General features: G+C 69.3%; 13 protein-coding genes. 8 read left to right on the top strand and 5 right to left on the bottom strand.

Annotated features, from left to right (window positions below):
* Positions 1-9: 9 nt before the first annotated feature.
* Complete coding sequence (locus M3330_RS01105) at positions 10-351, bottom strand: hypothetical protein (protein ID WP_006551494.1); 342 nt, start codon at positions 349-351, stop codon at positions 10-12.
* 23 nt (positions 352-374) lie between these two features.
* Between M3330_RS01105 and M3330_RS01110 the strand changes: the two genes are divergently transcribed.
* A complete protein-coding gene (locus M3330_RS01110) occupies positions 375-1340 on the top strand; it encodes a quinone oxidoreductase (RefSeq protein WP_219130325.1) in 966 nt (321 codons plus the stop codon).
* A 64-nt stretch (positions 1341-1404) separates the two neighbouring features.
* On the opposite strand, the gene M3330_RS01115 is transcribed toward M3330_RS01110, so the two are convergent.
* Positions 1405-2382, bottom strand: a complete 978-nt coding sequence (locus M3330_RS01115) for a heme o synthase (RefSeq protein ID WP_006551492.1) — start codon at positions 2380-2382, stop codon at positions 1405-1407.
* Positions 2383-2594: 212 nt separating this feature from the next.
* Here M3330_RS01115 and tkt point away from each other — a divergent pair, with 212 nt between their 5' ends.
* The 5 genes from tkt to pgl are packed head-to-tail and all read left to right on the top strand — an operon-like array spanning position 2595 to position 9050.
* On the top strand, positions 2595-4697 hold the full coding sequence (tkt, locus tag M3330_RS01120) for a transketolase (protein WP_039587395.1): 2103 nt from the start codon (positions 2595-2597) through the stop codon (positions 4695-4697).
* 4 nt (positions 4698-4701) lie between these two features.
* On the top strand, positions 4702-5847 hold the full coding sequence (gene tal, locus M3330_RS01125) for a transaldolase (protein ID WP_255026727.1): 1146 nt from the start codon (positions 4702-4704) through the stop codon (positions 5845-5847).
* A 2-nt stretch (positions 5848-5849) separates the two neighbouring features.
* The gene (gene zwf / locus M3330_RS01130) at positions 5850-7391 is read left to right on the top strand and encodes a glucose-6-phosphate dehydrogenase (RefSeq protein ID WP_006551489.1); all 1542 of its coding nucleotides are present in this window, start codon (positions 5850-5852) and stop codon (positions 7389-7391) included.
* Positions 7388-8296 (top strand): glucose-6-phosphate dehydrogenase assembly protein OpcA, encoded by a 909-nt coding sequence (opcA, locus tag M3330_RS01135; RefSeq protein ID WP_024100808.1) that lies wholly within the window; start codon positions 7388-7390, stop codon positions 8294-8296. Before zwf ends, opcA begins: the two co-directional genes overlap by 4 nt.
* Positions 8289-9050, top strand: a complete 762-nt coding sequence (gene pgl, locus M3330_RS01140) for a 6-phosphogluconolactonase (RefSeq protein ID WP_247848945.1) — start codon at positions 8289-8291, stop codon at positions 9048-9050. The genes opcA and pgl overlap by 8 nt, the downstream gene beginning before the upstream one ends.
* Before the next feature lie 370 nt (positions 9051-9420).
* Here pgl and M3330_RS01145 read toward each other — a convergent pair whose 3' ends face one another.
* Positions 9421-11190: a GMC family oxidoreductase N-terminal domain-containing protein gene (locus M3330_RS01145; protein WP_033096622.1), complete on the bottom strand. Its 1770-nt coding sequence runs from the start codon at positions 11188-11190 to the stop codon at positions 9421-9423.
* Positions 11191-11871: a twin-arginine translocation signal domain-containing protein gene (locus M3330_RS01150; protein ID WP_230826300.1), complete on the bottom strand. Its 681-nt coding sequence runs from the start codon at positions 11869-11871 to the stop codon at positions 11191-11193.
* 888 nt (positions 11872-12759) lie between these two features.
* On the opposite strand from M3330_RS01150, the gene M3330_RS01155 reads away from it, so the two are divergent.
* Entirely contained in the window at positions 12760-13248 is a 489-nt protein-coding gene (locus M3330_RS01155; protein ID WP_019289288.1) for an SRPBCC domain-containing protein, read from the top strand.
* 79 nt (positions 13249-13327) lie between these two features.
* Positions 13328-13450: a DUF2235 domain-containing protein gene (locus M3330_RS24450; protein ID WP_197483191.1), complete on the top strand. Its 123-nt coding sequence runs from the start codon at positions 13328-13330 to the stop codon at positions 13448-13450.
* A gap of 250 nt (positions 13451-13700) precedes the next feature.
* On the opposite strand, the gene M3330_RS01160 is transcribed toward M3330_RS24450, so the two are convergent.
* Entirely contained in the window at positions 13701-14951 is a 1251-nt protein-coding gene (locus M3330_RS01160; protein WP_039587148.1) for an RNA polymerase sigma factor, read from the bottom strand.
* Positions 14952-14954: the final 3 nt, after the last annotated feature.

The following is a 14954-nucleotide window of genomic DNA, read 5'->3' on the forward strand; positions in this document are numbered from 1 at the left end:
GTCGGGCGGTCAGCGCTCGTTGCGGGCCTTGGGGAACTTCGTCTGACGTGCCACCCAACCGGCCATCTTCGCCCAGTGACCCTTCTGCGGGTTGGCGATGCTGGTGACCTCGCGGTCCCACTCGGAGACGGTGACGTCGGGGATCTCCTCGACGATGGCGCGCGCCGTCGGGAGGTCCTTCGCGACGCGGTCGCCGAGGGTGCCGTCGGCGGCGACCACGGTGATCCGGACGCCGGACAGACCGATCGGCTGCAGCACGGCCTTCCCGGAACCTCCGTGCTCGGCGACGAAGCTGCGGATGGACGAGACGATGTCGGCCGGTGCGGCCACGACCTGTGTTTCGACGCTCATGTCTGCAGAATACTGTGAGCGCTATGCACGCAATCGAAGTGGCACAGCACGGAGGCCCCGACGTCCTCGTCCCCGTCGAACGACCCGACCCCTCGCCCGGACCGGGTGAGCTGCTGGTTCGCACCGACGCGATCGGCGTCAACTTCATCGACACCTACTTCCGCACCGGCCTCTACGGCACGGAGCTGCCGTACATCCCGGGCTCGGAGGGCACGGGCACGGTCGTCGCCCTCGGCGAGGGTGTGCGGGACACGGCGGTAGGCGACCGAGTGTCGTGGTGCGAGGCACCCGGCTCGTACGCCGAACTGGTCCGCGTCCGCGAGCAGGTCGCCGTGCCGGTCCCGGACTCGGTGCCGGCCGAGCAGGCCGCCTCGGTCCTCCTGCAGGGCATGACCGCGCACTACCTGCTGAACTCCGTCCACCCGGCACAGCCCGGCGAGACGGTGCTCGTCCACGCAGGTGCCGGTGGTGTGGGGCTGATCCTGACGCAACTCGCCGTCGCGAAGGGCGTGCGGGTGATCACCACCGTGTCCTCCGACGAGAAGGAGGCCCTGTCGCGGGAGGCCGGCGCCGCGGACGTGCTGCGCTACGGCGACGACCTCGCCGAGAAGGTGCGCGAGCTCACCGACGGCGAGGGGGTGGCCGCAGCCTACGACGGTGTCGGTGCCGCGACCTTCGAGGCGTCGCTCGCGTCCGTCCGCGTGCGCGGCACGGTCGCGCTGTTCGGTGCCGCGAGCGGACCCGTCCCGCCCTTCGACCTGCAGCGGCTGAACCCGGCGGGTTCGCTGTTCGTCACGCGGCCGACCCTCGTGCACTACACCCGAGACCGCGAGGAGCTGCTGTGGCGGGCGGGCGACGTGCTCGCGGCGCTCGCCGACGGGTCGCTGAAGCTCCGCGTGGGAGCGAGCTATCCCCTCGCCGAGGCCGCCCGCGCCCACGCCGATCTCGAAGGACGCCGGACCACCGGATCGATCGTCCTGATCCCGTGATCTCCGGACCCGGCACGACGAACGCCCCGGCCGCTCGGCCGGGGCGTTCGTCGTGAAGCGTGGATCAGAAGTACGAGCCGATCGTCGGCAGTGCGAGCACGGAGTCGATCGCCAGGCCCAGGCACACCACCGCGAGGTAGTTGTTGGACTGGAGGAACAGCTTGAGCGGCTTGACCGACGCCCCGCCGCGCACACTGTTGAACAGCTGGTGCGCGACGATCAGGAACCAGGCGCCCGCGAGCAGCGCGACGGCCGCGTAGATCACACCGGCGGCCGGGACGATCACCAGCGTCGCGATCACGGTCGCCCAGGTGTAGAGCACGATCTGCTTCGTGACGTGCTGCTCGGTGGCGATGACCGGCAACATCGGCACGCCGGCTGCCTTGTAGTCCTCCTTGTAACGCATCGCGAGCGCCCAGGTGTGCGGCGGCGTCCAGAAGAAGATGACCAGGAACAACACGATGGGTTCCCAGCTCAGCGAACCCGTCACGGCGGCCCAGCCGACCATCACGGGCATACATCCGGCAGCCCCGCCCCAGACCACGTTCTGCCAGGTCCGGCGTTTGAGCACCATCGTGTACACGAGCACGTAGAACGCGATCGTCGCCACGACCAGCAGTCCGGCCAACAGGTTGGCGCGCCACCACAACCACGCGAAGGACGCGATGCCGAGCAGCATGCCGAAGACGAGGGCGTTGCGTGTCGGCACCGTCTGCCGGGCGAGCGGACGCAACGCCGTGCGTTTCATCACCTTGTCGATGTCGGCGTCGACGACGCAGTTGAGCGAGTTGGCGCTCGCCGCACCCATCCAGCCGCCGAACAGGGTGCTCAGGATGAGCACGATGTCGACGTTGCCGCGGTCGGCGAACAGCATCGCGGGAATGGTCGCGACCAGCAGGAGTTCGATCACCCGCGGCTTGGTCAACGCTATGTAGGCGAGGACGGTGCCGGAGATCCGGCCCCACGCGGTGTCGGGGCGCGGGGCGCTCGGCGCTTCGGGGGCGCCGAAGCCGTGTCCTCCCGGCCGTCGCCCTGCCCGCACACTGTCTCCTTGTCCCACGCGGATCCGCACCTTCGTTTCGCCCGTTCACGGTCGCCCGGTTCCGGACGCTCCTCTACTACGAACGATGGTAGACCGGACCGTTGCCCGGACCGAATCGACCCGTTCGGAGCAGCGCATTAGTCTGAAGTAGCGCGCGGGCCGACTTCCACCCGCCGGGACCCCGTACACCCATGTCAGGAGACTTCAAGCTCGTGTCGATCACAGACGAGATCCGCACCCTCACCCAGCCTGCGCATCCTGCCGACTGGACCGACCTGGACACCAAGGCCGTCGACACCGCGCGCGTGCTCGCCGCCGACGCCGTGCAGAAGGTCGGAAACGGGCATCCCGGTACCGCGATGAGCCTCGCTCCCCTCGCGTACACCCTTTTCCAGCGTGTGATGCGCCACGATCCGACCGACCCCGAGTGGGTCGGCCGCGACCGCTTCGTGCTCTCGTGCGGACATTCGAGCCTGACGCTGTACACCCAGCTGTACCTGTCCGGCTACGGACTCGAGCTCGCCGACCTCGAAGCGCTGCGCACGTGGGGTTCGCTCACCCCGGGCCACCCCGAGTACGGCCACACCGCCGGCGTCGAGATGACCACCGGCCCACTGGGTCAGGGTCTGGCCTCCGCCGTGGGCATGGCGATGGCCGCCCGCCGCGAGCGCGGTCTGTTCGATCCCGAGGCGCCCGCCGGCTCGAGCCCGTTCGACCACTACGTCTATGTGATCGCGTCCGACGGCGACATCGAGGAGGGCGTGACCTCCGAGGCGTCCTCGCTCGCCGGTGTCCAGCAGCTCGGCAACCTGATCGTCTTCTACGACGACAACAAGATCTCCATCGAGCACGACACCGCGATCGCTCTCGGTGAGGACGTCTCCAAGCGCTACGAGGCATACGGCTGGCACGTGCAGACCGTCGAGGGCGGCGAGAACGTCACCGCCCTGCTCGAGGCCGTCGAGACCGCGAAGGCGGTCACCGACCGTCCGTCCTTCATCTCCGTCCGCACGATCATCGGCTACCCGGCGCCGACGAAGATGAACAGCGGCGACGCGCACGGTGCCGCGCTCGGCGTCGACGAGGTCGCCGAGATCAAGAAGATCCTCGGCTTCGACCCCGAGAAGAACTTCGACGTCGACCCGGCCGTGATCGAGCACGCCCGGCAGGTCGTGACGCGCGGCACCGAGGCACGCGCCGCATGGCAGGCCGACTTCGACGCGTGGGCCGCCCGCGAGCCGCAGCGCAAGGAACTGTTCGACCGCCTGCACGCCGGTGAGTTCCCGGAGGGCTGGGTCGACGCACTGCCGACCTACGAGCCCACCGAGAGCGGTCCCGCGACCCGCTCGGCGTCCGGCAAGGCCCTCGCCGCGCTCGGACCGGTACTGCCCGAGCTGTGGGGCGGTTCCGCCGACCTCGCCGGCAGCAACAACACGACGATTCCCGGTTCCGACTCCTTCGGTCCCGAGTCGATCTCCACGAAGGACTGGAACGCGCAGCCCTACGGACGCACCCTGCACTTCGGCGTCCGCGAACACGCGATGGGATCGATCCTCAACGGCATCGCCCTGCACGGCCCGACCCGCCCCTACGGCGGCACCTTCCTCGTCTTCTCCGACTACATGCGGCCCGCGGTGCGTCTCGCGGCCCTCATGCAGACCCCGGCGATCTACGTGTGGACGCACGATTCGATCGGTCTCGGTGAGGACGGCCCGACGCACCAGCCGATCGAGCACCTCGCGGCGCTGCGCGCGATCCCGAATCTCGCCGTGATCCGCCCGGCCGACGCCAACGAGACGTCGTTCGCGTGGAAGGCCGCGCTGGAGAACCGCACCGGCCCGACCGCTCTGGCGCTGACCCGTCAGAACGTGCCGGTGCTCGAGGGCACGCGGGAGAAGGCCGCCGAGGGTGTCGCCCGCGGTGCCTACATCCTGGCCGAGGCCTCGTCGGGCACCCCGGAGGTCGTGATCCTCGCGACCGGTTCCGAGGTCCAGCTCGCCGTTGCCGCCCGCGAGACCCTCGAGGCCGACGGTGTGCCCACCCGCGTCGTCTCCGTGCCGGTGCTCGACCGGTTCCTCGAGCAGGACCAGGCCTACCGCGACGAGGTGCTGCCCCCGTCGGTGCGCGCCCGCGTGTCCGTCGAGGCCGGTCTCGCGATGCCGTGGTACCGCCTCATCGGCGACGCCGGTGAGCCGGTCTCGCTCGAGCACTACGGCGCCTCAGCCGATTACAAGACCCTGTACCGCGAGTTCGGCATCACTGCCGAGGCCGTCGTCGACGCCGCGCGTCGCTCGCTGACCCGAGTGAAGGGATGATCCGATGACCCAGCAGACCTCCACGCAGAACGCTGCGCTGGCCGAACTGTCCGCCCAGGGTGTCTCGGTGTGGCTGGACGACCTGTCCCGCGACCTCATCGACTCCGGCAAGCTCGCCGAGCTCGTCGCGACCCGCAGTGTCGTGGGTGTGACGACCAACCCGTCGATCTTCCAAGCCGCCCTGTCGAAGGGCCATGCCTACGACGCGCAGATCCGCGATCTCGCCGCCGCCGGTGCCGACGCCACCGAGGCGATCCGCACCGTCACCACCGACGACGTGCGCGCGGCCTGCGACGTCCTCGCGCCGGTGTTCGAGGCCACGGACGGCCTCGACGGACGGGTGTCGATCGAGGTCGACCCGCGTCTGGCGCACAAGACGGGCGAGACCGTCCAGCAGGCCCTCGAGCTGTGGCGCATCGTCGACCGCCCGAACCTGTTCATCAAGATCCCGGCGACGATGGCGGGTCTGCCGGCCATCGCCCGGGTGATCGGTGAGGGTGTCAGCGTCAACGTCACGCTGATCTTCTCGGTCGAGCGCTACGAGCGGGTCATCGAGGCCTACCTCGACGGCCTGACCGCGGCGAAGGCCTCCGGTCACGACCTGTCGAAGATCCGCTCGGTCGCGTCGTTCTTCGTCTCGCGTGTCGACACCGAGATCGACCCGCGCCTCGAGGAGATCGGCACCGACCGGGCGCTGGCTCTGCGTGGCAAGGCCGGTCTCGCCAACGCGCGGCTCGCGTACGGCGCGTACCAGCGCGCGTTCGAGGGCGGGACGCGGTTCGAGCAGCTCGCCGAGGCGGGTGCCGTTCCCCAGCGTGCGTTGTGGGCGTCGACGGGTGTGAAGAACCCCGATTACCCCGACACCCTCTACGTCACCGAGTTGGTCGCGCCGAACACCGTGAACACGATGCCGGAGAAGACCCTCGAGGCCGTCGCCGACCACGGTGAGGTCACGGGCGACACCGTCACCCGCAACATCGCCTCCTCCCAGCAGGTCTTCGACGCGCTGGCATCGGTCGGTGTGGATCTTCCCGACGTCTTCCGCAAGCTCGAGGACGAGGGTGTGGAGAAGTTCGTCGTGGCGTGGAAGGACCTGCTCGCGGCGACGGCGGAACAGCTCGCGGCTCACGCGCCGGGCGCGGAGGGCTGAACGTGCCCGAATCCGGTGCGGCGGAGTGGGTGAATCCGCTCCGGGACAACAGAGATCGCAGACTGCCCCGTATCGCCGGCCCGTGCGCGCTGGTGATCTTCGGCGTGACCGGCGATCTGGCCCGGCGCAAGTTGATGCCCGCCGTCTACGATCTCGCCAACCGCGGCCTCCTGCCGCCCGGATTCGCGCTCGTCGGTTTCGCCCGGAGGGATTGGGCCGACGAGGACTTCGGTCAGGTGGTCCACGACGCGGTGCGTGAGCATTCGCGTACCCCCTTTCGCGAGGAGGTCTGGCAGCGCCTCGCGGAGGGGATCCGCTTCGTGCAGGGCACCTTCGACGACGATGCGGCGTTCGCGGAGCTCGCGACGACCCTCGAGAAGCTCGACCGCGAACGCGGTACGGGTGGCAACCACGCGTTCTACCTGTCGGTTCCCCCGGACGCCTTCCCCGTGGTGTGCGGGCAGCTGTCGCGTTCGGGTCTGGCCGCGGAACGCGGCGGCTCGTGGAGCCGCGTCGTGATCGAGAAGCCGTTCGGGCACGACCTCGAGAGTGCGCGCGAGCTCAATTCGGTTGTCGGTGAGGTGTTCTCCGAGGAATCCGTCTTCCGCATCGATCACTATCTCGGCAAGGAGACGGTCCAGAACATCCTCGCGTTGCGTTTCGCGAACCAGATGTTCGAGCCGGTGTGGAACGCGCACTACGTCGACCACGTGCAGATCACGATGGCCGAGGACATCGGCCTCGGTGGTCGCGCCGGCTACTACGACGGCATCGGCGCGGCCCGCGACGTCATCCAGAACCATCTCCTGCAGCTGCTCGCCTTCACCGCGATGGAGGAACCGGTGAGCTTCGCGGCGTCGGAGCTGCACGCGGAGAAGATCAAGGTGCTGTCGGCGACCCGGCCGGCGGAGCCGTTCGACGAGACCACCGCGCGCGGCCAGTACGCATCCGGCTGGCAGGGCGGCGAGAAGGTCGTCGGACTGCTCGAGGAGAAGGGTTTCGCGGCGGATTCGACCACCGAGACGTACGCGGCCATCACCCTCGAGGTCGACACCCGCCGCTGGGCGGGTGTGCCCTTCTACCTGCGCACCGGCAAGCGCCTCGGCCGCCGCGTCACCGAGATCGCGGTGGTCTTCAAGCGGGCCCCGCACCTGCCGTTCGACAAGACCATGACCGAGGAGCTCGGTCAGAACGCGTTGGTGATCCGCGTGCAGCCCGACGAGGGCATCACGATGCGCTTCGGGTCGAAGGTGCCCGGCTCCGAGATGGAGGTCCGGGACGTGAACATGGACTTCAGTTACGGCCAGGCATTCACGGTCTCCTCCCCCGAGGCCTACGAGCGCCTGATCCTCGACGTGCTCCTCGGCGTCCCGTCACTGTTCCCGGTGGACGAGGAAGTCGAATTGTCCTGGAAGATCCTCGATCCGGTGCTCGAGCACTGGGCGGCGAACGGGCGACCGGAACCCTATGAGTCCGGCACCTGGGGTCCGCAATCGGCCGACGAGATGCTGCGGCGTACCGGCCGGGAATGGAGGCGTCCGTGAGGCTCCAGTTGCGCAACACCTCCGCGAATGCCATCAGTCGCAAGCTGGTGGAGCTGCGACGGTCGAGTGGAATGGTCACGCAGGGCCGTGTTCTCACGTTTATCGTGTGCGCCGGCGACGCGCGAGGCCTCGACGCCGCGATCACGGCCGCCACCGAGGCGTCGAAGGAACATCCCTGCCGCGTCATCGTCGTCGGTCGCGGACGACAGGACGGTCCGTCGCGGCTCGACGCGGAGATCCGGGTCGCCGGTGAAGCGGGTGCCTCCGAGGCATTGATCCTCGCCCTGCACGGCGAACTCGGTGAACATCAGGAATCGGTCGTGGTGCCTTTCCTCCTTCCGGACACCCCCGTCGTCGCGTGGTGGCCCAACCAGGCCCCCGCGGTCCCGGCCGAGGACCCGGTGGGTCGTCTCGCCGTCCGCCGCATCACCGACGTGACCAACTCCGACGACCCGCGTGCCGATCTCGCGACCCGCCTGTCCGGTTACCGGCCGGGCGACACGGATCTGGCCTGGGCCCGCATCACCTACTGGCGGGCGCTGCTGGTCTCGGCACTCGATCAGCCGCCCTACGAGCCAGTGCTCTCGGCACGCGTGTCGGGGCTGCGGACCGAACCGGCCGTCGATCTGATCGCGGGGTGGCTCGCGAGCCGTCTCGACTGCCCCGTCGAGCGATCCGTCGGCGAGCTGAGGGTGGAACTGCGCACGGCGTCGCAGACGATCGCCCTGGAACGCCCGCAGGAAGGTCGCGTGGCGACCCTCGAACGCACCCACAAGCCCGATTCGCTGATCAGCCTGGCGCGCCGGAACTCGGCCGAATGCCTCGCCGAGGAACTGCGTCGCCTCGATCCCGACGAAGTCTACGAAGCCGCGTTGTCGGCCCTGCCGAAGGTGGATTATGTCTGACACGGCCCGCACTCCGTCCGAGATCCGGCGTTTCGCCGACGCCGACGAGGTCGCCCGCGCCGCGGCGTCCGCCTTCGTCGATGCCGTCGTCGCCGCGCAGCGCGAGCGGGTGCAGGCCCACGTCGTGCTCACCGGCGGCGGTACCGGTATCGCGATGCTCGAGCACGTGCGTCGCGACCAGGGCGCCATCGACTGGTCGGCGGTGAACGTCTACTTCGGCGACGAGCGTTTCCTGCCGCCCGGCGATCCGGATCGCAACGAGGTGCAGGCCCGTGAGGCTCTGCTCGACCACGTGCCGATCGACCCGGCACGCATCCACACCATGCCGGCGCTCGGCGAGGACGGGTGCAGCACACCGGAGGACTCGGCCCAGCGGTACGCCGAACTCCTCGCGGCGCACTCCCCCGACGGCACCGTGCCGGTCTTCGACGTGCACCTGCTCGGCATGGGCGGTGAGGGACACATCAATTCGCTGTTCCCCCACACCGACGCGGTGCGCGAGTCGGAGCGTTTCGTGGTGGGTGTCGACGACTCCCCGAAGCCGCCGCCGGCCCGGGTGACGCTGACGCTGCCCGCCGTGCAGCGGGCGCGGCAGGTCTGGTTGCTGGTCACCGGTGCCGCCAAGGCGGAGGCCGTCGCGGCGGCCGTGGGCGGTGCCGCACCGGAGGACTTCCCGTCCGCAGGCGCCCACGGCACCGAACGCACCGTGTGGTTCCTCGATCCGGCTGCCGCAGAGCAACTCCCGGCGCAGTGACCGGGCGGAGCGTCGGGAGTCCGACGCCGTGATCGGCGATCCGGCCGTCATGCGCCCGCGCCGTCGAAGTCGGGATCGTCGGCGTCGTCCGTCTCCACACGGCGCCCCTCCGAAGTACCGGCGGTGTCGCCGTCGTCGACACCGGTTCGCACACACCGCATCCGATTCATCGATCGCGGACCTGCCGTCGAGCGCAGTGCGCGCAACGGTGATCGGCCCGGGACACATCGCACCGTTCGTGGGTCCATGCCGGTGAGCTCCTCCCGTCGTGGACCGTTGTCGTCACGGCCCTCTGTCTCGTTCGACGCGCCGGGACGCCCGACGGTTCCACTCGGGACGAAATCGGCCGGTCCGATCCGGGATCGAGCGGTCAGATACCCCGTTCGATCACCGCGGCGGTGACGCGGTCGTCGATCGACGACACCGGGTTCTCCCGTGCCACCCAGGGGTCACCGTCGAAGTACTTCGCGAAGATCTTCTCGGCCGTGCGGGTGGCGATCGCCTGCGTCGTCAACGTCGGGTTCGGACCTCCGAGACTGTTGGCGAGCGCCGAGTTGTCGGCGACGAACAGTCTCTTCACCCACCGGGCCTCCGCGTCGGCGTCGAGCACCGAATCCCGGTCGCTCACTCCCATCCGCATGCTCGACTGCGAGTGCAGGATCAGCGGTGGCCAGTCGCAGCGATGCACCCTCTTCGCGCCCGCCGCTCTCATCAACTCGACGGCCTTGCGGGTCGCGTGGTCACGATTGCGGCGGGTACGCGCCGAGCGCCGACGATGCTGCACGGTCACCCGCGGCGCCAGACCTGCTTCGTCCGGGTACAGGATCGGCGAAAGCGTCACGCGGTTGTCCGGTTCGACGTCGTCGTCCGAGATGACGAGCGCCGCGAGGACCCGGTCGGCGTCGGCCATCGTATCGAGCAGGTCGCGTCCGACGAGCCTCCCCACGCTGTCGGCCCCCGCGGAATCGACGACGCCTCCGGCACGTCCGTACCCGTGGATGCCGGAGTCGCTGAAGTTCAGCGCGTACGCGATCAATGCCGGGGGCAGGCCGACCTGCTCGATCCCGCCGTAGCCGGGCAGATCGACGCGCGCGTTGGAACCCGGGCCGCGCGTCTGCCCGGTGTACTCGTCGAAGACGCCGAAGACCGCGTCCATGTGGTGGTCGGTGAGGCCGCGGCCGACCCAGCCGTTCGGATTCGGCAGCGCCGAGTTCAGCCACAATCGTGGGCTCTCGATGCACCCGGCCGCCAGCACCACCACCGGGGCGGTCGCTTCGTGCTCGTCCTCTCCCGTCGTGAACCGCACTCCGCGCGCCACGGTCTCCCCGTTCACCTCCTCGACGAGGATCTCGAAGACCACTGCATCGGCGATCAGGGTGACGGCACGCCCCTGGGGGGACCACGCGTCCGCGGTGAGCATCATCGGCACGTACGAATTGTCGGTGGAGCGTCTGGCCTTGAGATTCCGCGGCGCCCCCAGCGGCAGATAGCAGCCCTGATAGCAGTGCCCGCACATCGTGCAGCCCCGCGCTTCGGGATGGTGCAGACGCGCACGGTCGCGGGTGCGGCCGGCGGTACCACCGGGTTGGAGGATCGCGTTCTGCTGTGCGCGGTGGGCGGCCACGGTGGTATCGAGCGAGGTCTGGTGTGGCAGACCCATGGCCGCTGCTCCCCGCAGGAACAACTGCTCCTTGGCGCCCATCGGGGCAGTCTGCACCGGCAGCGTGGCCTCCACCCACTCGTAGTAGGGACGCAGTTCGTCGTATCCGAAGGGGAACAGGTGCGCCGTGTCGTACATGTCGCGGTCGGCGCCGTCGTATCCGGAGAATACGCCGGGTGCCGCCCGCGGCGAGTTGCCGAAGAAGTGGAGCGTGGTGCCACCGACGCCGGATACCTGCCACACGAACGAATTCTGAGGCAGATCTCGGAGCCACGGCGTGCCCGAGCGGTCTCCCGGTCCGTGGCGGAACAGCCCGGTGATCGGATTGTTGAGGTCGTCCTCGAAATGGGTCCACTCGTTCTCCGGGTCGGCGAAGCGGGGACCTGCTTCGAGAACGAGCACGTCGAGCCCGCGCGCCGCGAGTTCCTTGGCCACGACGGGTCCGCCACCCCCGGCGCCGATGACGATGACGTCGGTCATCTATCCCTCCACCTCGTCGATTTCGCCGTAGTAGCCCAGGAACTCGTCCCACCCGTCACTCGGCCCTGCATAGCGGCTCAACTCCCAGCCGACCGGCCGCCCCGTGAGCTCGCGCCGAGTACGGTTGTACGCGGAGACCTCCGAGAACGCCGCGAAGGCCGCCAGCGTGGGAATCGCGTTGACCACGAATTTCAGCACCAGACCTTCGAAACGCGGGTCGGTGTCGAGCCATTCGAAGACCTGCGCCTTCGCGGCATGACTCAGGTTCGCGAACGGCGCTGCGAACGGACCACTCACCGAACGCGGGTCGGCGGTGACACCGAAAGTGTTGAGCAGCACCGCGATCGCCGCGGCGCCGGGCAGGTTGCCCGCCTCGGGTCCGAGCAGCGGCATCGGCGAGGCCTGGTCCAGGGTTCGCTCGAGGGATTCCGCGGTGCCGGCGGTGACGCCTCCGGGCCGGTCGGTCCACACGCCCTGTTGGTGCGAGTACGGGTCGTTGCCGGGTGCGACGAACGCGAGCACCCCGTTGATCGTGTCGCGTACGGGCGGCGTCTCGTTCAGCGGACTCGCGTCGGCTTCGCTCGCGAGCACCCCTGCGGTGCCGATCAACGCCGCCATCGTCGCGGCCGTCCCGGCGAGAAAACGCCGCCTGTTCCAGTACCCGTGCTGCGTGTCGTCCACGTCGCCCCCTCGTCGTTGCCGTGGTGCAGCGTACGAGATGTCGTGGAACGATTGCGGAATGTCGTCCGGATCGTCCGGCGGGTCGCACGGACCGGTGGAGCGATCCACGGAAATCGGGTAGCTCGCTACCCGTGCCGTCCGCGCACGGGGCGTGCAGGATTCGAACACGGCCGATCGGTGCGACGGGGTGGGAATCATGTTGCAGAAGAAGAGGGAGAGCAACCGGTTCGCGTCCGTCCTGGAGACACTCCGAGGCCGGGACGATGCTCCTGCTGATCGTCCCGGCGACGAGCGGCGCGCCGGCGTTCTTGCGCCGGCCTCGGACACGGAACCTTCCGGACTGCGCAATGCGACGCCTTCGCGATTGCACATCACCGACGCGGACGGCCGGACGCTCGCGTGCGCACCGCTCGAACGTCGCGTACCGACCGACCCGGAGCGGCAGTGGCCCTGGGAGGCGCTGATCCGCCACGATAGGTCGTCCCCTCCGCGCCACAGCGGAGACACATCTCGGCGGCACCGAGGCTCGTTCCCGCCGCCGTCTGCACACTGTCACGTTGGGGTGCATGCTCGTGACCAGCGTGGCGGTGCCGGTGGCGGCTTTCGCCACTGGCTGGTGAGGATCGCGGAGGCTCCCGTCGTCGGTGAACCGGTATCCGTGAGGACCGAAGTGCCGGACAACGACCTCCACGACTGCCGCCATCCGAGTTCGAGGATCTCGTCCCTGTACCGACGGTTCACCCCGCCGTGCCGGATCGGGACGATCCTGTGAACGGATTCGAGCAGCGCACTACACAGCGGGAGGACCCATCGCGGTGAAACGGACCGCACCGGCAGCCGGATGCAGGACAATTTCGATAAGGCGAGCGCCCATCGAGAGGAGCCGTGATGAGCACGCCGAGGACGATCACAGGCGAAGTGAGCCCGGAGCGCGATTGCCCGAGCGACTCGTCGCTGGTGCGGTTGATCTACCACCGCAACTTCCTGCTCCCGATCGGTGAGGTCTGGGCGGCACTCACCGATTCGGAGAAGCTGGGCCGTTGGTACGGCACGTACATCGGCGACCCCGCTACGGGCCGTGTGCTCCTGACCATGACGGACGACCACGATTCGGCCACCACCTACGTCGACATCCTCCGGTGTTCTCCCCCCGAGGGATTCGCCGTCGACGTGGACGGGTGGCAGCTCGAGGTGGTGCTGCGTCAGGTCGGGAAGGTCACCACCCTCGAGTTCACACACCGGCACGTCCCGCGCTCGGAGGCCGGAGAGATCGGGCCGGGGTGGCAGTACTACCTCGACCGCCTCGACGCAGCACTGGCCGGCACCCGCCCGCCGTTGTGGGACGACTACCTCGACCTGGTCGACGAATACCGCTGACCGGCGCCTTTCGCTGCAGTGATCCGCCCGACGAGCACCACCGGAAATCTCCATCGACGAGTACCGCAGGCCGTACAAGGTGGACGAGGTCGCCAACGACCGGATCGAGGAGGTCTGGTTCGCGGGCGTCCACTCCGACGTCGGCGGTGGATTCGAGGACTGCCGGAACAGACGAGCGCGACGGCGACGCCGACCCGGATGAGCCGCATCTGGTGGCTCATCGGGCGAGGAACTCGTGAGATCCTCGGCGGGGCACGATCGCCCGAAGGACTGAAGATCCACGAGAGCGTCGAGCTCCGGGAGGACGGTCTGGCGACCCGGCTACGGAATCCGCACTGGGTCGATCCGGAGTGGTACACGCCGAAGCGCTACGACCTCGAGGTATCCGGCCATACGAACCGCCGGACCGCGCCGCTCCGCCCCCATCGGAGGTCTCGGCGCACCGGGGTCGGTCACAACTCCCGTGAACGCGACAGCTCCGCCGACCTCGCCCTGAGGTGGCGCCGCTCGGGTTCGGTACCGGCGAGCTCGAGCGCCCGCCGATACGCTTCGGCCGCTTCACCTTTCCGGCCGACCCGAGCCAGCAACTCGGCTCGTGCCACCACGTACGGTCCGTAGTCGCGGATACTCGGCTCGTCGGCGAGTCCGTCGAGGAGTTCGAGTCCGGCCGCGGGCCCGTCGCGCATCGCGACCGCCACGGCGCGGTTCAGTGCGACGATCGGTGACGGGCTCAGGGCGGTCAGTACGTCGTAGAGGGCGACGATTTGCGGCCAGTCGGTGCTGTCGACGTCGCTCGCCTCGTCGTGCAACGCGGCTATCGCGGCCTGCACCCCGTACGGGCCGGGTGGTCGTCCGGTGAGTGCGGCGACCACCAATGCGCTGCCCTCCTCGATCATCGCGCGGTCCCATCGGGCGCGGTCCTGCACGTCGAGCAGCATGACGGCGCCGGTCGGGTCGGTGCGTGCGTCCCGGCGGGCATGGACGAGCAGCATCAGCGCGAGCAACCCGCTCACCTCCCGTTCCGTCGGCATCAGACGGTGCAGGATGCGGGTGAGGCGGACCGCCTCCTCTGCGAGGGCGAGGCGTTGCAGATGTTCACCGCTGCTCGCGGCATAGCCCTCGGTGAAGATCGAGTACAGCGCCGCGAGCACCACCGGCAGGCGCTCCGGCAGCTCGTCCGGTCCGGGTACCCGGAACGGGATGCGGGCACCGCGGATCTTCTTCTTGGCCCGCACGATCCGCTGGGCCATCGTCGGCGACGGGACGAGGAAGGCCCGCGCGACCTCGTTCGTCGTGAGACCACCGAGGCAGCGCAGGATCAGCGCGACGCGGTCGTCCGCCGCGAGGGCGGGGTGGGCGCACGTGAAGAACAGTTCGAGGCGGTCGTCCGTCAGTTCTCCGGCATCGGGCGGTTCGTACGACGCGCGACGTTCGGTGTCGACGGCGAGTTCCGCCAGTCGCGTCGCATACACGCGGTCGCGGCGCACCCGATCCAGCGCTCGGCGCCTGGCCGTGGTGAGCAGCCAAGCGCCCGGACGCTCGGGCACACCGTCGACCGGCCAGTGCACGAGCGCCGCCTCGAGTGCCTCCGATGCGACCTCCTCGGCGAGGTCGAGGTCGCCGAAGCGATGGACGAGCGCGGCGAGGAGCCGGCCGTGTTCCTCGCGGAACACCGACTCGACGGCCGAGGCCGGCTCCCCCATCGC

Origin of the sequence: Rhodococcus sp. GA1 (genome assembly GCF_024321955.1) — a bacterium.
Lineage (GTDB): Bacteria > Actinomycetota > Actinomycetes > Mycobacteriales > Mycobacteriaceae > Rhodococcus > Rhodococcus pyridinivorans.